Source organism: Paenibacillus sp. FSL H7-0323, assembly GCF_038002725.1.
Classification (GTDB): domain Bacteria; phylum Bacillota; class Bacilli; order Paenibacillales; family Paenibacillaceae; genus Paenibacillus_AQ; species Paenibacillus_AQ odorifer.
In genome coordinates, this window is record NZ_JBBODB010000001.1 from 4,802,541 (window position 1) to 4,822,951 (window position 20,411).

The 20,411-nt window shown below is 46.2% G+C and carries 16 protein-coding genes; 6 read left to right on the forward strand and 10 right to left on the reverse strand.

Translation table 11 applies throughout. The features are described from left to right. Nucleotides 1-10: 10 nt before the first annotated feature. The 4 genes from MHH89_RS21685 to MHH89_RS21700 form a co-directional block, all read right to left on the reverse strand. On the reverse strand, nt 11-1,951 hold the full coding sequence (locus tag MHH89_RS21685) for an alpha-amylase (RefSeq protein WP_341088098.1): 1,941 nt from the start codon (nt 1,949-1,951) through the stop codon (nt 11-13). Between the two features lie 36 nt (nt 1,952-1,987). Continuing rightward, nucleotides 1,988-3,034 (reverse strand): zinc-dependent alcohol dehydrogenase, encoded by a 1,047-nt coding sequence (locus MHH89_RS21690; protein ID WP_254848691.1) that lies wholly within the window; start codon nt 3,032-3,034, stop codon nt 1,988-1,990. Between the two features lie 265 nt (nt 3,035-3,299). Next, nucleotides 3,300-4,682 (reverse strand): SMI1/KNR4 family protein, encoded by a 1,383-nt coding sequence (locus MHH89_RS21695; protein WP_341088099.1) that lies wholly within the window; start codon nt 4,680-4,682, stop codon nt 3,300-3,302. A 120-nt stretch (nt 4,683-4,802) separates the two neighbouring features. Beyond that, complete coding sequence (locus MHH89_RS21700; RefSeq protein ID WP_076124265.1) at nt 4,803-5,546, reverse strand: glycoside hydrolase family 16 protein; 744 nt, start codon at nt 5,544-5,546, stop codon at nt 4,803-4,805. A gap of 148 nt (nt 5,547-5,694) precedes the next feature. Here MHH89_RS21700 and MHH89_RS21705 point away from each other — a divergent pair, with 148 nt between their 5' ends. From MHH89_RS21705 to MHH89_RS21730, 6 genes are all read left to right on the forward strand, one after another. Beyond that, nucleotides 5,695-6,615, forward strand: a complete 921-nt coding sequence (locus tag MHH89_RS21705; protein WP_076124267.1) for an ABC transporter permease — start codon at nt 5,695-5,697, stop codon at nt 6,613-6,615. A gap of 18 nt (nt 6,616-6,633) precedes the next feature. Further along, nucleotides 6,634-7,518 (forward strand): carbohydrate ABC transporter permease, encoded by an 885-nt coding sequence (locus MHH89_RS21710; protein ID WP_038573901.1) that lies wholly within the window; start codon nt 6,634-6,636, stop codon nt 7,516-7,518. Nucleotides 7,519-7,582: 64 nt separating this feature from the next. After that, nucleotides 7,583-9,247, forward strand: a complete 1,665-nt coding sequence (locus MHH89_RS21715; protein ID WP_341088104.1) for an extracellular solute-binding protein — start codon at nt 7,583-7,585, stop codon at nt 9,245-9,247. Between the two features lie 148 nt (nt 9,248-9,395). Next, nucleotides 9,396-11,234, forward strand: coding sequence for a sensor histidine kinase (locus tag MHH89_RS21720; RefSeq protein WP_076124271.1), 1,839 nt, complete (start codon nt 9,396-9,398; stop codon nt 11,232-11,234). 3 nt (nt 11,235-11,237) lie between these two features. Beyond that, the gene (locus tag MHH89_RS21725) at nt 11,238-12,809 is read left to right on the forward strand and encodes a response regulator transcription factor (RefSeq protein ID WP_076181764.1); all 1,572 of its coding nucleotides are present in this window, start codon (nt 11,238-11,240) and stop codon (nt 12,807-12,809) included. 136 nt (nt 12,810-12,945) lie between these two features. Next, nucleotides 12,946-15,567 carry a family 16 glycosylhydrolase gene (locus tag MHH89_RS21730; protein ID WP_341088110.1) on the forward strand — a complete coding sequence of 874 codons (2,622 nt, stop codon included), beginning with the start codon at nt 12,946-12,948 and terminating at the stop codon, nt 15,565-15,567. A gap of 183 nt (nt 15,568-15,750) precedes the next feature. Here MHH89_RS21730 and MHH89_RS21735 read toward each other — a convergent pair whose 3' ends face one another. From MHH89_RS21735 to MHH89_RS21760, 6 genes are all read right to left on the reverse strand, one after another. Further along, complete coding sequence (locus MHH89_RS21735) at nt 15,751-16,131, reverse strand: FlxA-like family protein (RefSeq protein WP_076124277.1); 381 nt, start codon at nt 16,129-16,131, stop codon at nt 15,751-15,753. Nucleotides 16,132-16,334: 203 nt separating this feature from the next. Continuing rightward, nucleotides 16,335-16,859 (reverse strand): ABC transporter permease, encoded by a 525-nt coding sequence (locus MHH89_RS21740; RefSeq protein ID WP_341088113.1) that lies wholly within the window; start codon nt 16,857-16,859, stop codon nt 16,335-16,337. 181 nt (nt 16,860-17,040) lie between these two features. After that, nucleotides 17,041-17,886: an ABC transporter ATP-binding protein gene (locus MHH89_RS21745; protein ID WP_341088115.1), complete on the reverse strand. Its 846-nt coding sequence runs from the start codon at nt 17,884-17,886 to the stop codon at nt 17,041-17,043. A gap of 104 nt (nt 17,887-17,990) precedes the next feature. Further along, nucleotides 17,991-18,926 (reverse strand): LytTR family transcriptional regulator DNA-binding domain-containing protein, encoded by a 936-nt coding sequence (locus MHH89_RS21750; RefSeq protein WP_341088116.1) that lies wholly within the window; start codon nt 18,924-18,926, stop codon nt 17,991-17,993. A gap of 265 nt (nt 18,927-19,191) precedes the next feature. Then, nucleotides 19,192-19,725: a YceI family protein gene (locus MHH89_RS21755; protein ID WP_076278212.1), complete on the reverse strand. Its 534-nt coding sequence runs from the start codon at nt 19,723-19,725 to the stop codon at nt 19,192-19,194. 250 nt (nt 19,726-19,975) lie between these two features. Then, a complete protein-coding gene (locus MHH89_RS21760; protein ID WP_076124286.1) occupies nt 19,976-20,410 on the reverse strand; it encodes a MarR family winged helix-turn-helix transcriptional regulator in 435 nt (144 codons plus the stop codon). Nucleotide 20,411: the final 1 nt, after the last annotated feature.

A 20,411-nucleotide genomic window follows, 5' to 3' on the forward strand; every position in this document is an offset into this window, starting at 1 on the left:
CCTCTCTCCCTTACCTAAATTGTCTATGATTGTTTACGAGCACTAGAGCCTGATTAGGCGCAAGCAGCAAGCAGTCGAACGCCTGACCTACGCTGCTACCCGTTAAGGAACTATCCAGTGTTACCGTCATTGGGCATCGGCCAGGTACGGCTACCTTCAAATCAACTTGACAGAAAGCATCAGCACTCAAGTTAAAGCAGCACAGCAGCGTTTCATCCCCTTGCATATACCCATACAGAACAATACCTTCCGGGGATTGAGCCACAAAAAAGTTTTCCGGCTTCACTAGGTGGCGCCAATCTCTCTTGAGTTCACTTAGCTCCGCCAACAGCGGCAGCATCGGTGTAGGATTGGTCCAATTAATTTGCATGACGTTAAAAAAAGCTCGGGAAATCTCCTCTCCGTTCGTGTTGTCTCCAAGACCACAGTTGAGCGGCTGCTCCTCATTCATTTCATAACCCGTCGTCACGTATGGAATTGCGTTCGGAAGAAATTGATTAAATACCGCAATCATCCGAGCAACCTCAACACCGCCACGGCTGGTGATCCGAGGAGTATCTGCTGTTTCTGCACAAGCAAATACATGAATATTCAACTCAGGCAGCTCTTCTAAGAATGAAACGAGATTGTCTTTAGTAATTTGTGTCATGACGTTCCACCCACTGCCAAGCATAATGTTATAGCCGGTGTTTGCCGCCTTCTTGTGGTTGCGATTGAACAAATCTTCGCTGATTAAGATCGCATTTGGATTCATCTCTTTAATCGTGTCAAAAATACGAGTCAACAACGGAATAGGAAGCACGTGTCCGATGTCGATGCGGAAGCCGTCAATCCCATATTTTTCGAGATTAACCCGTACTGTCTCCTCCAGAACATCCCACAGCTCCAGATTCGGCTCCTCTCCCGGGTAGTCATTACATTTAATCGTATCAAAAAGGACATATGGCGCCTGATCCGGACTTATAAGATGTCTCACTTGCGGAGAGAAATCCTCGTAGAGGCGTAAGAACGTAATGTCTGTCCAAATCGGCTGCACATCATTTATCCAATCCGAATGCGCTGGAGCAGTCGTTATCCCCATCTCTTGCTCCACCAAAGTTAATAGCTCATCTCCAGTTTTAGCAGCTTTCTCCTTTAAGTGCTGCCAAAGAATTGGATGGAGTTCATTGGGCGGTGGCGTGAACTTCCGCAGAAATACTGCTGTCTCCTGGCTGCGGTAGACCGTCTCCAATTTGTCCGGCGTACACTCCTCAAAAAATCCAAGCTGGGGAATCGCGGGCGGCGCAAAGCCTTCTAATTCGTCCATTTTGATCCAATATACCCATTCAGGATGCTCGGTAATGAACACACTGTTTTTCGCCGTCACACGGGGAATGAAATCAACAACAGTCTTAATATCAAGTAAATGACAAGCCTCTACCAAAGCGCTGAGCTCATCGTGGATCGTAAACTCCTCCATATCATCCAATAGGCTATCGTGCAGGTTCTCGTCCAAATGGAATAACGATTGCACTGCGTAAGGGGACCCAATATCCCCCTTCAGATTCAACTTGCTGTACTGGTTAACTGGAAGCATGTACAGAATATTGATGCCCATTTTCTTTAGCAGAGGCAGAAGAATAAAGAATCTTAAAAAAGTACCCGATTCAATTTTTCCGTCATGGTTATAATCCCAAGCCGTAGAATAGCGAATAAGCGAAGAATAGATCGCGCTATCGTCCAGATTTATGCGTTCCTTAAGCAGATATCTCCACGAAAGCCTGTCCACATAATTCAAATGATCAGTCAAAAAATCATACGGGTGTACACAAATTTCACCCTCTTTTTCTAAGAGAACACGTTCATATTGGCACTCATTCCACACTGCGGGTATCCAAATTGGCTCTACCTCTTTGGCCTTTTGTGTAGACAAGTAATCTTGAATTAATCTGAATTTGCTATCATTGCTCATCAACAGTGCCACCTCTCATTGATTGTAGTCTTACGTTTAGGGAACAAAAACCGTCTTTACGGTTTCACTCCCAACCACCTTCAAAGAGTTCAATTCATAGCCGATTAACTCATCTATCGCTGCTTCATGCTGACTGAGCTTAACTTTTCTAGTTACTAGTTTCTCCATTTCAGGAGTTTCAGCGGCAAACCGCAAAGCTTCCTCGAACATGTAGCGGTATTCACCTGCTGCTATAATTTTTATTGCATGCTGCACGAATTTGGTAGGGGAAAAGGTGTAGCGATACTTCGCATTAATACCAAAAGGAACGATGCGGCCTCCACGTTCAATCCACTTTTCCGCCATTTCGAGTTGAGTGCCCACCGTATCGATAATCACATCAAACTTATGTCCCGCACAGATTTTGTCTACGGTAGCTTGATTTAATTGGGCAGGGGTTAGAGCAAAATCTGAGATCTCTTTGGCAAAAGCTAGCCGAAAGGGATTAACTTCAGTCGCTACCGTGAGCGCAGATTTCGACTTGCTCACAATTTGGCTTAACAGTCCCATTGGACCCGATCCAAGAATGAGTACCTTGTCGTCTGCTGTGACATTAGCTTCTTTGAAATTGTGCAGTACACAGGCAAGCGGCTCAATCAAAACCCCCGTCTCCCAGCTCATATGATCGGGAAGACGGTGTGCAAACGTTTGTGCAGTTGAGTAAAAAAAAGTGAATGTCCCATTTCGATTCAAACCCGCAATAGGCATCCCATTTCCATCGATGCCCGTACAGAGGTGCGGCTGTTTCTTCAAGCAAAAATAGCATTCATCACAGCTTTGATTCGGATCGATAACTACGCGGTCGCCTACCTTAACACGGTCAACGTTGCTGCCGATTTGGATTACAGTCCCTACTGCCTCATGACCACGAATGACGCCTGGAACCCCCTCCTCTTTCCCAGTTATGACTGCTAAATCTGTTCCACATACACCTGTCATCTCAATCCGGATCTTGACTTCATCCGGTGCTGCAATCTGCGGCTCTTCCCATTCGCAGAGCTCCAGCTTATGATTGGATGTCCACACCAACGCTTCCATACTCATTCCCCTTTCTCTTTTTTGTTATCCATATTCGCCCAGAATATATCATAAATACCATGTAAAAGTAAGGTGAATGTTGTCGAAAAATGTTAATAATTACATTTTTATATAAACGCTCACGAGTAAGCGCTTTAATTTTCTTTCGCTTATTATGCGGAGTGCACTGTCTGAAACGGCAAGTTTAAGGGCCATCCCTTGTGGGATGACCCTTGAATACTATCGTGATCAATCGAGCACCGCACGGGAATAAATCCCGAATCAACGTCTCCTATTTTGCAGCTTCCGCTTCCAGCCGTGCAATGACCTCTGAGCCAGCTTGATCTGTGAAGCTAAGCACCCCGTTTTCCTGAACGATCAGTCCTTCCCGTATTCGGCCATCCAGCCAATCGCTGATCCAGCCGGGAGCATACCCGCCTTGGCCGAACTCGCCGCCAAAAGCAATCATTTCTTCATATACATCCAGATATTGTTGACGGCTCGTATTTGGATAAGAGCTTGTGTATAGCCAGAACTGCACATCATACATCAGAGTAGAAAGCTCATCCGCATGAAAGGAGAAGTGTCCCTTCTCTTCAACGATTCGGGTACATACTTTACGTATCTTCTGCTCAAGCTGATCTACTTCAGACACATGGCTGCACAGCTTCGCAAGTAATGGTGAGAATTGGCCTACGGCTACTTTGCGCAAATCCTCCTCTTTATCTTCTTCAGAGGTGTCGTATTCTTCATCACTCACCAGGCCGCGTATAAACGTCTCGAAGTCTGGGGCCAGAAACGTAATCTCATAATTATCTTCCTGATCCACATGAATCACCTCGGGTTCACCGTCCTTCCCGCAATTCCGGTAATCCAGCATCACGACATCATGACCTGCCGAAGGGCAATCGCAAATTACCACGCCAATGTCAGGGTATCCCCACTCCTCAATCATAAACGGACTGCCGAGATCGCCGCAGAGTGAATAGCTTTTCTCACGTCCGATGCCCATAATGCCCGTAATCGCGATATGATCCTCAGCCCATGAGGTCGCATCCTCCGTAGGAAAACAGGTATTATAAGGCACTCCCCCATTGTGCTGCTTCATCAGACTGATATAAGAGGCAGGAAGCTTGTAACCTAGTTCTTCTTCTACAGAAGCAATCAGCTCATCCGTAGGCGGGGCCGAAACATATTCTTTTAGCGCATAATCGCTATCTTTCCAAAATTCGGAGAGGTCCATCCCTTCAAAAGGAGTTGCAGTCGTCCCCGAATCATTATGTTGCTCTCTGATTGCCTGTCTGGCTGCGGCGTGTTGTTCTTTGCGTAGCTTGCGCTGGCTGAATTTCAGAAACATGGCCGTATTCTCATCATCCGGATCGAGGTCATGGGCAATACCCAGCACTCTCACCGCTTCCTCATATCGATTCAAATAATAGTAGGAATATCCCACACGAAAATGCCACAGATAATCATTCTGTCCTTGTTCCGCAATCTTCGCGAAGTGTTCAAGGGCTTCTTCATAACGTTCCAAATTGTTATACGCTCTTGCCAGACTGCTGACCATCTCGTAATCTCTGTCCGCTGGAGGAATCTCCATCAGAGTGTCTACAATCTTCTGGTGTTCATCATCTTCATGCCACTGTGTCAGCTGTGCGATTAGTTCTTTGTCCATGGTCTACCTCCCAAGCTTATAATCAAGTTACTAGAATATAGAGAAATATGGTCTTCCCTATTCTACCAGATGGGATGTAGGTATTGAAAATCGATAATAGAGCCTCACAAAGATTCTTAATTATGGGTACAGCCATATCCCTGAAACCGTCATCACCGCTGGCAGTGCAGCCTCGTCAACCGCTACATTGTCATACCAGCCGCCCACTGCAAGGTTCAGCACCAGATAAAATGACTCGTTAAAGGGCATAACCCCTGGCTCCAAGCAGCGCTCGGCAAAGCAATGTCCGTCTACCAGCCATCGAATCGAACTGGCGGTCCATTCCAGTGCATAATCATGGAATTCATTAATGGTTCCGCTTTCAAAATGGTGCGAGAACTCCTCGACGATTTGATGTTCCCAATCCTTTCCGTAGTGCAGTGTTCCGGATATTTGCTGAGGCAAGCGGCCTTTGGCTTCCATGATATCAATCTCGCCGGAAGCTGGCCAAGGTCCGTAAGCCTGTTCCTGCGGAAGCAACCAGATGGCAGGCCAAACCCCTTGCCCCACCGGCAGCTTTGCACGCACAACTAACTTCCCATAGCAAAAGGAAAAATGGTCCTTTGTATCCAAACGAGCCGAGGTATATGCAAAATTGCGCCCATCTTTTCCAATGGATTCACTGCGTGCGCACAGATTTAAGCCAAATTCATCGATATACAGATTGCTGGAATGATCCGTGTAATACTGCTGCTCTCCGTTGCCCCAACCTGGGTCTATGGGATTACCTTCATTATCTAATAAGTCGTTGCCAAGGCGGATATTCCATAGCTTCAAATCGGCATTTCTATCTAAGAAATTCTGTTCCCATATAGGTTTATTCATCCTTTGCACACTCCCTTCATTTAATCACAGCATACTTAATTTTTGCGGCTGGTCAAACAAATCTAAAAAAATGGGATAGGGTCGATAATCATGGGCTTTTTTTCCTATACGCTTTTTCATACGATGAAATAGAAAGGGGGCACGGAAAATGTTCCAATACAGAACGGAACAAATGAAAGCGCTTTTTAAGCAGTGGCAATTGCAAAGCATGGTTATCCCGGGAATCATCTGGATGTTTATCTTTTGTTATATCCCTATGTTTTGGCTCATTATTGCATTTATGGACTACAGCATCGCCAAACCCTTACTAGAATCACCGTTTGTCGGGCTGAAGCATTTTCAGGATTTTTTGACGGATGAGCGTTTTTGGCGTTCGATTCGCAATACTCTGGGGATGAGCAGCATCAAGCTGGTCCTGGGTTTTCCCATTCCTATCTTGTTTGCCTTGCTGCTGAATGAAATACGGAGCCTTCGATTTAAGCGAACGGTACAAACCATTTCGTACCTGCCGCACTTTATTGCCTGGACGATTTTTGGCGGCATTGCGCTCAATTGGCTGGGCGAGGGCGGTGTGATCAATCAGTTGATGATGGCGATCGGGCTCCAGGAACGCGAAATCCTGTTTAACAGCGACCCTAAGTACTTTTGGTGGATCACCTTTTTCACCGATACGTTAAAAGAAACCGGCTGGAGCGCCATTATCTACATAGCGGCAATATCCGGCATTGATCCGGGGCTGTACGAAGCGGCTGAGCTGGATGGCGCAAACCGGCGGCAGCGGATGTGGCATATCACCATTCAGAGCATACGCCCCACCATCGCTATTTTGTTCATCCTCGCTGTCAGCGGGATACTTGGCAGTAACTTTGAGCAGATCTTTATGTTGAAGAACAATATGAACATGAGGATGGCGGAAAGCCTAGACTTGTATATCTACAACATGGGGTTGGTCTCCGGGCGCCATTCCTTCTCAACAGCCGTCCTGTTCGCCCGCTCTATTGTGGCGCTAGGTTTGTTGTTTTTGGCCAATCACACATCCAAAAAACTAACCGGCGACAGCATTTTTTAGAAAGGAGAGGACAGAGGTATGGAAAGACGCAAAAGATTTCGGCAAATTGGAGTATTTGAGGTCTGCAACACCCTGCTGATGCTGGCGGTTTGCTTTTTAACACTGTACCCGATGTGGTTTGTATTCATTAACTCGCTTAACGCGCCGCAGCAGGCATCCCTGGGCACCGTCAACTGGTTTCCCAAAGAATTATCGCTGGCCAGCTATAGCGTTGTGTTCAATGATAAGACAATGATGAACGGTTTTTACATTACCACTCTGCGCACAGTGATCGGGACAGCAACGCATGTGTTGTTTACCGCCATTATTGCTTACGGAATGAGCAAGTCTAATCTAATCGGACGCAAGCTGTATCTTAAAATCGCATTGGTTACGATGCTGTTCTCAGGCGGGCTGATCCCTACATTTATTCTGATGACGAAGCTGGGATTATATGATAATTTTTGGATATTCATCATTCCCTCCATGTACACTTTTTTTAATATGGTCATTTTCATGAGCTTCTTCCGCACCATACCTGACAGCCTGGAGGAATCTGCGAAAGTAGACGGTGCTTCAGACTATGGTGTCCTGTTCAGAATCGTATTGCCCAATAGCATGGCTGTCATTGCGACTATATCGCTTTTTTCAGCCGTTTATCATTGGAATGATTATTACCAGGGGGTCATCTACATCCGTTCGCAGGAATTACTGCCACTGCAGACCATGCTGTACAAAATCATTGCGGAGAACTCTATGTCCTTCATGCAGCAGCAAGCTATGGCGCAATTCGGCGCAAGACTTCCCGGCAACTCTATTAAATTTGCATCCATGATGGTGGCCACACTGCCTATTCTGATAGTCTATCCTTTCATTCAACGCTATCTGGTCAAAGGCGTGATGATTGGCGCCATTAAGGGATAAGAGTGTGAGTGTCTAGAAACTGGTATACAAAATTCAGAAGCAGCAAAGAAAGGATGATAATGTCATGAAAAGCAATCTGATTAAGCCGGGGTTGACCCTCGTTCTGGCCGCAAGCCTGATGCTAGGCATAGCCGCGTGTTCCAATTCAGCGAATAGTGAAAATAAGCCAACACCACAGCCTACAGATAGTACACAGCCGCCGCAGAGTGAAGCAAAGCTCAATTCCGATGATCCGGCATGGAAGCTGGATACCAGCCCTGTTGATTTGACCTGGTTCGTAGGTGCTAACTGGTATGCCCACACTTGGGGAGACAGCTTGACCTCCAAGTACGTAACGGAAAAAACAGGCGTAAACATCAAGCTTGAGGTACCTTCCGGGGAAGCGAATGAGCATATTACCCTAATGATGACCTCGGGCAAGCTGCCAGACTTGATATCAATGGGTTCGTGGGAAACCGCTGTCAAAAAGCTGTGGGAAGGCGATCATGTCTACGCCTTAAATGAATTAGCTGACAAGTATGACCCTTACTTCTTCAAGGTGGCCGGGGACGGTACACTGAAGTGGTATCGTCAAGAAAATGGCAATACCTATGGCGTTCCGAATGATTCATATAGCCCCAACCTGATGCATGAAACTGGCATGACGGCCGCCAACCAGACTTTCCTGGTGCGAAAAGATTTGTATGAAGAGATGGGCAGCCCGAACCTTAGCACTCCAGAGGGCTTTCTGAACGCACTGCAACTGGTAAAGGATAAGTACTCCCAATATAAAGGCCAGCCCATCAGTCCCTTTTTTGCACAAGGGAACGTCCCTTACGGGATGACCGAATATCTGCAGAACCTACTGGCCGTACCGCATGAGAAAGACGGAAAAGTATACGACCGCATTACCGATCCCGATTATATTGCCTGGCTAAAAACCTTCCGTACGGCTTACGAGCGCGGGTTGATTAATGTGGATTTCCTGGTGGATTCCGATACTCAGGTAGAGGAAAAAACAAACAACGCCCGCTATTTCATGATGGTCCGTGAGTGGACCGGTATGTCGGCTGTCAATCCTATGCTGGCTGCTAGCGGCAACCCGGACTCTTACTACATCGCAGTCGATGGGCCAAAGAACAGCAAGGGCGATAACCCTAAGTTATTCCCTGGCAACATGGACGGCTGGATGGTGACGATGATTAGCAAATCAACCGAAAACCCTGAACGAGCCATCCGCTTTTTGACCTATCTGGCCAGCGAAGAAGGCCAGCGAGATTTGTTCCTTGGCAAGGAAGGCGAAACATGGGAGATGGTAGATGGCAAGCCGCAACTGAAGCCTGAAATGGTAAAATTACTCGACACTGATATTGAGAAGCTGGAGAAAGAATACGGCATCATGGATACCTATTGGATGATGCGAAACCCTGTAATCGTCAACCAGTGGAGACCGGAGAAATCTCCTGTCATTAAGCAAATGGAAGACTTCGCCAATAAGCAGGCCGATATTGATAGCGGTATCTATAAGGGCTTAGATCCACAGGGCGATTCTGATGTGTCGGTAGCCTGGTCCCGTATTTCGCAAAATTGGGAGGAAGTACTCCCTGAGCTAATTACAGCCAAGAATGAGGCTGAATTTGATAAAATCTTCGACAATTTCCTTGACCGCCGCGAGAATTACAGCTTTGGCAAGGTGATGGAATACCGCCAGGCTGAACTGAATGTGCGAAAATCCAAAATGGCAGAGTAATAATGCCCGTATTAAGATTGCTGCCGGCCACCGAAAGGGTGGCCGGTATTCCCTTTTTCGCTTCTTTTAACCATTTAACAAAACAGCCTAGTTACCTACCGGGCAGTTTGTAATATATGGTATATTACAAGGGTAGGAGGCTACTTAAATGAAGTATCTGCTGACTAAAATGAAGAAGCTGTACCGTAATTCCCGCATCTCCCAAAAATTGTTTTTGGCCTTTAGCATGATGATTGCCATCCCTGCGATTGTGGTATCCTTTTTATTTATCCGCACACAGGAAAGTCAGCTATACAAGGACGCTATGGCTACCGGCAGCAGCCATGTTTCAAGAATTAACGAACAGCTGCGCAGCAAAATGGGCATTCTTGAGAACGCTTCCTCTACTGCGCTGAATCAAAAGGCATTTGTAGATTTTATTCACTCCAATATGCGCGGGGATGGCCTGCGTCTCGTAAAATTTAGACAAAATCAATTTGAGCAAATGCATAATATCATTCAAAGCTACGAGATGATCAGCGAGCTCAGTTTCTATGTCGATAATCCAAACCTATTTGAGATTTGGCCTGAAATCTACCATTATGACAAGTTCTGGCCGAAGGACTACTGGGTGACACTTCGGGAGGAAGGCGGTGCGGCATACCGCTTATTTGCTTTTAAAGATGGAGAGCATACGCTATCCTATTACCGGTTGGTACGTCTTCAGGGGCAACAGCAGAAACTCCCTACCATTATGGAAATCCGCGCCCAGCATAGCGTCTTTTTCAGTGACTTGCTTGAGGATAGCGGGGGGGATTTCTTTTCTGTAGTGATGGATGGAGCCGACTCTTCCCGATCGGTATACAATCCTGAGCATATTTTTTCTCAAAATGCCGGTGAAGAATTGGATAAAATTCTAGGCAGCATTCACCAGCGGTTGGATGTGCTGCAGCAGAGTAGCCCCATTAAGGTAAAGGTAGGCGACCATACTTACTACGCGTTGTATCGCTACATCGCCCCACTGAACGCCTATGTAGTGGATATTGCCTCTCATCAAGCGCTGATGAAAGGCCCACGAAGCTGGTATTTGCTCGTAGTAGCGATCACATTGTGTATATTGCTGCTGATGTTACTGCTCGTTTCACATACCACTCGGCGCATTTTCCGCCGGCTCGACAGGGTGCTGGTTTCTATGCGCAAGGTGCGGCAAGGCCAACTGGATGCGAAAATTGATACCGGCCTGGATAAAAACGAAACCGGTGACGAAATCGACGAGGTGGCCGTCAGCTACAATAATATGTTGGACGAAATCAAACATCTGATGACCCAAGTGGTAGATAAACAGCTGATCGCCAAAAATGCACAACTGCACTCGCTGCATTCGCAGATCAATTCACACTTTTTATATAACGCGCTGGAATCCATCCGTATGCTCGCGGAGGTTCAGCGACAGCCGGCTATCGCCGAAGCGTTGGTGTCTTTAGGCTCACAACTGCGATACAGTATGCAATGGCGCAGCGATACGGTTGCGCTTACCGAAGAACTTGCCAACATACACAGCTATGTCCGATTCATAAACTTTATGGAGGGTGGCAGCATTGAGTTGACGGCGGATCTCCCGCAGGAGGTACTGCGTTATACAATCCCTAAAATGTGCATGCAGCCCATCGTCGAAAATGCCGTTCATCATGCAGCGCCCTCGGGCGGCAGCGTAAGTATCCAAATTACCGTATCGGTAGAAAATGACAGCCTTCTGCTAATTGAGATACGAGATGATGGCGCAGGTATTGACCCGGAAATGCTGTCCAGTCTGCAGGCTGTGCTGCGGGGCGACTCAGATTCACCGATTGTTACCAGCAAAAACGGACTGGGCTTGGAGAACGTGCATAAGCGCATACAGCTTCATTATGGTAAGGACTGCGGTCTTTGGATTGACAGTGTGCAGGGCGCCTATACTTGTGTAACCATACGTTTGCCTTGGGAAAATGTGAATCTTGGAGGATGGTAGGGCATGATCAATATTCTAATTGTGGACGATCAAAAGCACATTCGTGATGGGCTGCAGGCTATGCTGCGCCAATTTGCGCTCCAGCTGGACAATATTTACTGTGCCGTAAACGGAATTGAGGCCTTGGATATATTGAGTCAGCACAACATCCAACTGGTGATTACTGATATCAGGATGCCCGATATGGATGGACTGACGCTGATGGCGCAGAGCAAACAGAAGCACATCGAGGTAGATTATCTGATTATTAGCGGCTATAGTGATTTTGCCTATGCTCAAAAGGCCATCGAACTTGGAGCAAAGGGCTACCTACTCAAACCTGTGAAACGTGAAGATCTGCAAACCGCAGTAGAACATGTAGCGAATGAGATAAAAACACGGCAGACGCTCTCGCGTAATATGGAGCATATCTCGCGCCGCGCCCGGGAGACAGACCGCAAGGAACTGAGTATGTTCATGCAGGGTGCAATGATTGATGAGGCGTGGGTTATCCAGACCCAGCAACAGAATCCAGAGTTGTGGAGTAATTACCGCCTGTGTCTGCTGCGGGAGGAATTATGGATTAACCAACCGGGGGCCGACAGTAGCCACAGCATGGAATCCCTTGCCTACCGAGTGTATGGCAGACGAGGGTGTATATGCCTGCAACACCGCCCGTACCTGATTCTCGCGGTTGATGCGGCCGTAGATACGGGAGCCTTCCCGGCCGCCCTCAAAGCAGGACAAATAGATGCCATTACTGCTATGACCAGCCCGCAGCAAGGATTGAAGGAGTTGCCCCGCAGCTATACACAAGCGTTGGAGCTCTATCGCCACAGTTACCTATTTCCAGAGAAGAGCTGCATCTTGCCAACACATATTGAGCGACTGGAGCAGCAGTGGGAGCTTCCCTATGAAGAGTTATACGCCCTGTTTCAGTTAATCGGCACCAAAAACAGCGGTACAATCACCCAAGGCATTTCTATGATATTTCACAAAGATACATTGCAACGCTATCACATCCAATACACACAGCAGCTATGCCGTGCCATTGTACAGATGCTGGAGGAATCTGTACGTGTGATCCGCCCGTACATGGGGGAAGAAGCGCTGGACATCGAATGTTTACGAAATCTATTCGATTATCCGGGTATTCGCGATTATATTCAGGCGCTGCAACAACAGCTGCTTCGGCTGAACCAATTTTATTATGAATATAAGTGCAGCTATCGCAACTCGCAAGATTTAAATGAAGCCATACGCTTTATACACGAAAGCTATCATAAACCCCTGGATCTCGCGATGGTATCGAATCACGTGTCGCTTAATTATGCCTATTTTTCTAACCTGTTCAAAAAAAATATCGGCAAAGGCTTTGCAGAATACTTGCGCGATGTGCGCCTGGATAAAGCCCGGCGGCTGCTGGCCGAAACCGATCATAAAATTGTAGAGGTAGCCACCATGGTAGGGTATGAAAGCTACAAAAGTTTTACACGATCCTTTCGGGATGTCATGGATATGCAGCCCACAGAATATCGGCAAATGATGCGCCGGAAGCACGACAGCGGGGAAAAGTACCGTGACACAGCGCTATAAATAATCAAAAGCCAAAAAATTGGGTTAGAACAAAAATAATTGTACCTTTTAGCTGATTATTATATTCGATAGAATAGAGATGTCCCTAAATGTAAGCGGTTTCGTTTCTTCATTATTTTATTAAAGGAGGGCAAGTATGAAACGACTTTACAATACGGAGAGTGCTTTTAAGCAGAAGGTATTTAGTTTGTTCTTAGCAGTAGTACTGTTAGCTGGGGTTGGCCTATTGCCGACTTCAAAGGTGCAGGCAGCAGGAACCACAGTTACCTCTATGTCTTACTTTTCAGCAGCAGACGGTCCTGTCATCTCAAAATCAGGGGTTGGGCAAGCTAGCTATGGTTTCGTCATGCCTACATTTAATGGGGGCTCTGCCACCTGGAATGATGTTTCCGATGACGTCGGTGTAAAAGTAAAAGTTGCTGGAAACTGGGTGGATATTGACAATGCAGGCGGCTATACCTACAACCAAAATTGGGGACACTGGAGCGACGGTGGCTTGAATGGCTATTGGTTCACTCTCTCCACAACAACGGAGATTCAGCTATTCTCCAAGGCTAATGGAGTTACACTTGAGTACACCCTGGTATTTCAAAACATAAACAAAACAACCATTACTGCTATGGCCCCTACACAAGGGCCGCAGATTACAGCAGGATTTACAGGAAGTGCAGGCTTTACTTATCCTACCTTCAACAATGATCCGGCCGTTACCTATGAAGCCGTAGCTGAAGATCTGAAGGTATATGTAAAACCTGTAAGCAGCAGTACATGGATTGATATTGACAATAATGCAGCCAGCGGCTGGATCTACGATAACAACTTCGGACAATTCACCGAAGGCGGCGGTGGCTACTGGTTCACCGTAACAGAGTCTATCAACGTCAAGTTAGAATCGAAAACCTCAACGGCTAACGTCGTTTATACCCTCACCTTTAATAAACCTGTAAGAAATTCATATGTCTTAACTCCTTATGAGGGAACGACCTTTACCGCAGATGCAAAAGGTGTAATAGGTGTCCCGCTACCCAAAATTGATGGGGGCGCTCCAATAGGCACTGAGCTAGGAAATTACGTATACCAAATTAACATCAACGGACAATGGGTTGCTATGAGTGATTCCAGCCAAAGCGGATTTGTATACGCCGGCAATGGCTATAACAACATGTCCGATGCCAACCAGTGGGGATATTGGGCTGACTATATCTATGGGCTTTGGTTCCAGCCCGTCCAAGAGGATGTGCAAATCCGTATTGGCTATCCATTAAATGGACAGGCGGGCGGAAGTGTCGGCAACAATTACGTCAACTATACCTTTATCGGTAATCCAGATGCCCCACGTCCGGATGTATCCGATCATGATGACATTGCCATCGGAACACCAAACGACCCGGCGATAGAGGGCATGAATCTCATTTGGCAGGATGAATTTAACGGAACAGCACTCGATACGAGCAAATGGAGCTACGAACAAGGTTATTATATTACTGACGATCCGAATAGCTGGGGCTGGGGCAACGCGGAACTGCAGCACTATACAGACAGTACACAAAATGTATTTGTACAGGACGGAAAGCTGAATATCAGAGCTTTGAACGATTCAAAATCCTTTCCACAGGACCCAAGCCGGTATGCCCAGTACTCATCCGGCAAGATTAACACCAAAGATCACTTGTCCTTCCAGTACGGCAGAGTAGATATTCGTGCTAAGCTGCCTACAGGTAACGGCGTTTGGCCAGCGCTTTGGATGCTTCCGGAAGATGCCGCTTATGGAGCGTGGGCCGCATCCGGAGAAATTGATATTATGGAAGCCAAAGGACGCTTGCCCGGCACGACCAGCGGGGCCATACACTTTGGCGGACAATGGCCTGTAAACAGATATATTGCTGGTGAATATCACTTCCCTGAAGGCCAGACCTTCGCCAATGATTATCATGTGTACTCCATGATCTGGGAAGAAGATAATATGAAATGGTATGTGGACGGCAAGTTCTTCTTTAAAGTCAGTAGAGATCAATGGTATTCCGTAGCTGCACCTAACAATCCGAACGCCCCATTCGATCAACCCTTCTACATCATTATGAATCTGGCGATCGGCGGGCACTTCGACAGCGGCCATACCCCAGATCCGTCCGATATTCCTGCAACAATGCAAGTGGATTATGTTCGTGTCTATAAAGAAGGCAACAGCGAGAATTCGGTAAACGTACCGGTTACCGGTATTTCTCTGAATCAAACTACTGCGCAGGTGGAGGTCGGACAGACTGTGCAGTTGAACGCCAATATTGCCCCGTCTAATGCAACCAATAAGCAGGTCACTTGGAACGTATCAGGTACCAGCGTCGCTTCCGTGAATCCGAACGGTCTCGTGACGGGACTCACTCCAGGCACAACAACCGTAACGGCTACAACAGCCGACGGCAATAAAACAGCCCTCTCCACCATCACTGTTGTACCGGCATCATCATCCGGTGTTATCATCGTCGGCGATGAGGTGCGGGGTCTGAAGAAAATAGGTGACGACCTGCTGTTCTATGTGAACGGCGCAACCTTTGCCGACTTACACTATAAGCTAAATAACGGTGGGCAGCTAAACGTAGCCATGACCCCGGCAGGAAACGGAAACTATACCTACCCTGTAAATCACCTGCAACACGGGGATACCATCGAGTACTCCTTCACCTATAATCCGGGACAAGGGGCCGTCGATTCCCCAACGCTCTCGTATATCCATGGGGTAACCCAAGGAACACCAGAGTAAAGTAGTTGAACGCTAAGCAACTGCATGAACACGAATAGGCGAGGAGGAAGTGTTGAAGCTTCCCTCTCGCCTATTTTGTTGTTTCTACCGTGTTGCTGGTCTCCTCGGTGGAAGCTCAGCTAGCCTCATGATTATGGGCCGTCAGTTCATCACCTGACGCTTTCCGCACCTTCGCTCGCTTGCCTAAATTAACGCGTCGAAATGACCCTCCGCGTCCACCGTCGCCGTCCGGGGATCAGTCAGGCCGATGCCCTTGAGGCCTCCCTTTCCTTCAATTCCCCAAAGGGGGAGGTGATCCTGAAGCGGAGAAGCAGGCACAAAATTTACGGAGGTGCTGCTCCCGCTTTTCTGTACCAGTTGGGACTCCAGCAGCCGGATTTGCCGCTGCAGCTGCTCCCGGCGATAAGGCGTCTGCATCTCACTTCCTTGTGCCGCATTCACTTTATCCAGTTCCATCATCAGCCGGTTTCGCTGTTTCTCCAGAGAACTGACATCACTCTGTGTACCGCCGTAGGCCGCAATGGTCTGTACGGAGCTGATGCCTGATACTGTCTGTGCCGCCATGATCTTTCCCCCCGTTTCCTTGGCTCCCAATCCAAAATCAGCCAAATTTGAAAGTTCTAATCATCTTTATTACCCAGCAGGCTCCGTCATGACAACATCACAGCCTCAATTGGAAAATAATCGTCGTATAGTCTCAGTCGGCCGCTTGTTTCAACCCTACCAAAGACCCACCGAAGGCTGGCTAAAGTCCCTTCAGAGCTCCCTTACTCGTCCTTCAACCGCCGCTGATACAAAATGACAGACACTACTGTTAGCACAACCGTCCATACCAAATTAATGAGGAGTGGTTTCAATACATCGCCCGTCGTATAACCTGTATTGCTTAGACCCAGCAGATGCACAAGCTGACTGCTTGGCATGTAATCCAGCACTTTGAAGACCGGATAATCCTTCGCTAGTACTTCTCCCCACGGTGCCCCCATAAATATGAACGCCACAGGGAGTATAGATAATGAGGCTTCAAGCAACGTCTTGGAGAATAAGCCGCAGATCGTCCCGGCTGCAGTGTACAGAATAATCGAAAGAATGATTACTGCCACAAACGCCCATATATTAGCTGGCTCATAGCCAAATAATAATGTGGAAATAGCGAGAACAACAACAGACATGACAAAGACCAAACTGCTTTTACCGATTAGTACATCCATGGTCGTAGCCGGTGTCATCATTAATGACCGTAAAGTGTTACGCTCCTTCTCTTCCGCAATCAAGCAGGCTTGTGCGAACATGTTAGCAATACAAACGAACTATTAAAAAGAAAACCGCTGGCTCCAGGTAAAGACGCACCTGCCCTCTTGAAAATCAGAGCGATAATAATAGGAAAAATCAGCATAATGGACAGCGCGTAGTTACGTGAAAACTCTTTGTAATCCTTCACAAATATCGCCCGGGCACGTTTGTATGAGATACTCATAGTAGCTCACTTCCTGTCATTTTAATAAAGATATCACCTAGACTTGGTTCTTTCATCTCTAACCGGTCAATTAGCCCCCGCTTCATCCAATCCGCGATTTGATCAGCCGCCCCCTCATCGATCGGGAGCTCGTAGGTTTCCCCATTGATTAAGTCCACACAAATTACGTTCTCCCGGTGCTGTCGTTTAAGTTCCTTTGGAGAGCCTATGGTTTGGATTTGTCCCTGATACAGAATCGCTACCCGGTTGCATATCAATTCTGCTTCAGACATATCATGCGTAGTCAGAAAAATCGTTGTTCCTTTCTCATTTAAGTAGCGTAAGCCTTTATAAATATGTGCTGTGTTTACCGGATCCAAAGCCGAAGTTGGTTCATCCAGAAATAATAATTCCGGCTCATGGATAATCGCGCATGCCAGCATGACACGCTGACGCATCCCTTTGGATAAGAGGTTGGCTTTCTTTTTGCGCTCTCCGCTTAAGTTTACAAACTGCAGCACCTTGTCGACCGCAGATTTGGGAAGATCATATAGCTTACGATACAGCTCCAGATTTTCCTCAATACTTAACCTCTCATATAGACCACTGTTATCCGTCAAAATGCCAAAACGCATCTTCTGAGCAGACTGCTGCATCATCTCCGCTGACTGATCAAATACACTTGCCTGTCCACTTGTCGGATTTAATTGTGCCGTTAAAATCTTGATTAATGTTGTTTTGCCTGAGCCACTCGGTCCAAGGAAACCAAAAATTTCACCCTTAGGAATTGAAAAAGAAACATCTGCTAACGCATCTTTTTCTCCAAATCTCTTACGGATACGTTCTACCCGAATAACATTCATTAACTCCACATCCTTAGTGTTGATGGCTTAAACATATACAGATTACATGCTTCCTGCCATCAAAACGCGCCGAAATGTAGCTGTAAGCGCCTGAATGGTACCCTTTAAATGTTAAGAAGTGCTTTTAATTCAGACAATTTTGAACGGGATAACGGAACCACGGCATCTTGACCTGTATTTAATCGCAAGCTGTAGCTATTTTTCGTCCATGTAATAATCTCTCTTACTTTTTGCAGATTAACAATATAGGATCGGTGACACCTAAAAAAACCGAAATTTAATAATCTCTGCTCGAGCTCGGTCAGCGTCAGCGCACAGTCATAATTTTCACCGCCCACATGAACAAGGATTGACCCCTCTACACTTTCTATAAAATCAATTTCAGGCGGATTAAATAAAATCACTTTGTCATTTCTTTTGGTAGAGATCTTCTGCAAGGTTATATTGGCCTCGTCTTGTTTCTGTACTTCCTGCTTATCCTCGTCGAAGTCCCGAATATCCAATGGATGAAATCCCGATTCGTTCAACCGATAAATGGCATCACAGGAAATAAGGGCATCCTCTAAATTCGAAGTTAAAATTAAAATCTGCTTTTCTTGTGAAAGATCATCAAGAAGCCGTTTGAGTTGACGACAATCTTGCTCTTCCAAGTAAAAATAGGGTTCCTCCAGTACAAGTGTAGGCTGATGCGCAAAAAATACACGCAGCAATGTCACATACATTCTTTTCGATGAGCTTAGATCCTTGATCTTTACCTTCCGTTCTTCCTTTAAAGCAAAATAATCTATCAACGAAGCGGCACGCTCATTCCTCTCCGTTATTCTGATTAGAAAAGTGATTAGTTCCTCCACCGATAAACGCATATACTCGTTTTGCCCAGCCCGAAATAAATAATATTGGGAATGATCACCTAATTGATTCATTAAAAGCTGCTTTCGCTTCAAGTCCGTTATGATGCCAACCGATTGGTTCGGTGTCATATTTAATTCGATCTTCGGTAGAAATAATTCCCCGTTATAATAAATTGGTTGAAATTGCATGCCATCCTCCCGGTCAGTGCTGCTATAGGGTATACTTTTTCAATTTAGTTCCTGTTATTTCCTGCTCGATAAATACGATTTAGGTAATATTTAATGCAAATATAAGTCAAGGCATCTTCTAGTCATTTCTGCACATAAAAAAAGCCCAAGCAGCTTCTCCGCTCGGTGCAAGAGTACATTAATTAGTAATACGGTTCAGCGCAATTTCTGTAACAGCAAGTTTTGAATAAAGACCATCCCGATAAAAGGATAGTCTTTAGGGTCACTAATTTATTTTAATTGCCTCAATACAAAGCTCGATCCTCACTTCATTTCCGACTATAATTCCACCCGTTTCCAGAGGCGAGTTGAATTTCAATCCAAATTCATTACGATCAATACTGGCTGTTGAATGAAATCCTACACGTTCCCGTCCGCGGGGGTCCTTGTTTAGTCCTTCAAAAACAGTATGAAAAGTAACAGATTGGGTTACTCCATGCAGAGTTAGATTGCCTGTAAGTTCATATTGCCGCTCACCAGCAAAGACACAGTTGGTGCTTTGAAATGCAATGGTTGGATACTTGGCAGCATGAAGGAAATCGTCGCCCCTCAAATGTTCATCTCGTTGCGCTTGGCGAGTTGTGATACTATTTGCGTCTATGGAAGCCTGAATACCCATGGTCGTTAACTCGTTGGGATCAAAACTTAAAATCGCCTGGAAACGCTCAAATACTCCTTTGATTTTATTAATCATTAAATGCGTCACCGAAAACTCGACGGAGCTGTGGTCCGGATCCACTTCCCATTTGATATTACTCATGAATAAATTCCACCTCTATAATAAGATTATGAGCAAGGTCACCTATCTCCAAAACAATGCGCTACTCGCTATACACCTAATATACAAAAACGCTACTGACAACGTTGTGTCAGTAGCGTTTTAGCATTTTTGCGGCTTCCTCGTAAATCCGATTTCAGAATGGTTCCCCATTGAATCCGTAATTCCTTTTACCCGAATATCCACCATGGCAATAAACATCGAACTGTGTGTGAACAGTCATAATCTGCAACTAGTCGAATCTTTGCAGCGATTCAAATAAACGCCTTAAGTTATTCAATAAGCTGTTTTTTTCCTCCAGAGTCCAGTCATCCAAAGCTTCATGCAAAATTCGTTCACGGGTGAGGCTAATCATTGCATTGATTTTCTCCCCGCTTTTCGTCAATTCAGACACACGAATGCGGGAATCTGCACTTGATGGATACGTATGAACCAACCCCGCGTTTTCTAACTTATCGATTTGCCGGCTAACACTCGAATAGTTTTTTCCCATCATGGCGGCCAAATCACCAACACTAGTCGGTTGGAGATGCACGATGCCCACAAAGACACGAAAGGTTGCTGCCTCCAAATTTACGCCAGCATTAGCAATCATCTTCTTATCGCGGTCTGGCCTATTGATAATGGAAACTAAATCGATCAGCGCTTTAAAAATATCGTTTTCCATT

What these genes read in the sequence shown, in the direction of transcription:
- MHH89_RS21685 (WP_341088098.1), bottom strand. Translation starts at nt 1,951, where the DNA reads ATGAGCAATGATAGCAAATTCAGATTAATTCAAGATTACTTGTCTACA.
- MHH89_RS21690 (WP_254848691.1), bottom strand. Translation starts at nt 3,034, where the DNA reads ATGAGTATGGAAGCGTTGGTGTGGACATCCAATCATAAGCTGGAGCTC.
- MHH89_RS21695 (WP_341088099.1), bottom strand. Translation starts at nt 4,682, where the DNA reads ATGGACAAAGAACTAATCGCACAGCTGACACAGTGGCATGAAGATGAT.
- MHH89_RS21700 (WP_076124265.1), bottom strand. Translation starts at nt 5,546, where the DNA reads ATGAATAAACCTATATGGGAACAGAATTTCTTAGATAGAAATGCCGAT.
- MHH89_RS21705 (WP_076124267.1), top strand. Translation starts at nt 5,695, where the DNA reads ATGTTCCAATACAGAACGGAACAAATGAAAGCGCTTTTTAAGCAGTGG.
- MHH89_RS21710 (WP_038573901.1), top strand. Translation starts at nt 6,634, where the DNA reads ATGGAAAGACGCAAAAGATTTCGGCAAATTGGAGTATTTGAGGTCTGC.
- MHH89_RS21715 (WP_341088104.1), top strand. Translation starts at nt 7,583, where the DNA reads ATGAAAAGCAATCTGATTAAGCCGGGGTTGACCCTCGTTCTGGCCGCA.
- MHH89_RS21720 (WP_076124271.1), top strand. Translation starts at nt 9,396, where the DNA reads ATGAAGTATCTGCTGACTAAAATGAAGAAGCTGTACCGTAATTCCCGC.
- MHH89_RS21725 (WP_076181764.1), top strand. Translation starts at nt 11,238, where the DNA reads ATGATCAATATTCTAATTGTGGACGATCAAAAGCACATTCGTGATGGG.
- MHH89_RS21730 (WP_341088110.1), top strand. Translation starts at nt 12,946, where the DNA reads ATGAAACGACTTTACAATACGGAGAGTGCTTTTAAGCAGAAGGTATTT.
- MHH89_RS21735 (WP_076124277.1), bottom strand. Translation starts at nt 16,131, where the DNA reads ATGGCGGCACAGACAGTATCAGGCATCAGCTCCGTACAGACCATTGCG.
- MHH89_RS21740 (WP_341088113.1), bottom strand. Translation starts at nt 16,859, where the DNA reads ATGTTCGCACAAGCCTGCTTGATTGCGGAAGAGAAGGAGCGTAACACT.
- MHH89_RS21745 (WP_341088115.1), bottom strand. Translation starts at nt 17,886, where the DNA reads ATGAATGTTATTCGGGTAGAACGTATCCGTAAGAGATTTGGAGAAAAA.
- MHH89_RS21750 (WP_341088116.1), bottom strand. Translation starts at nt 18,926, where the DNA reads ATGCAATTTCAACCAATTTATTATAACGGGGAATTATTTCTACCGAAG.
- MHH89_RS21755 (WP_076278212.1), bottom strand. Translation starts at nt 19,725, where the DNA reads ATGAGTAATATCAAATGGGAAGTGGATCCGGACCACAGCTCCGTCGAG.
- MHH89_RS21760 (WP_076124286.1), bottom strand. Translation starts at nt 20,410, where the DNA reads ATGGAAAACGATATTTTTAAAGCGCTGATCGATTTAGTTTCCATTATC.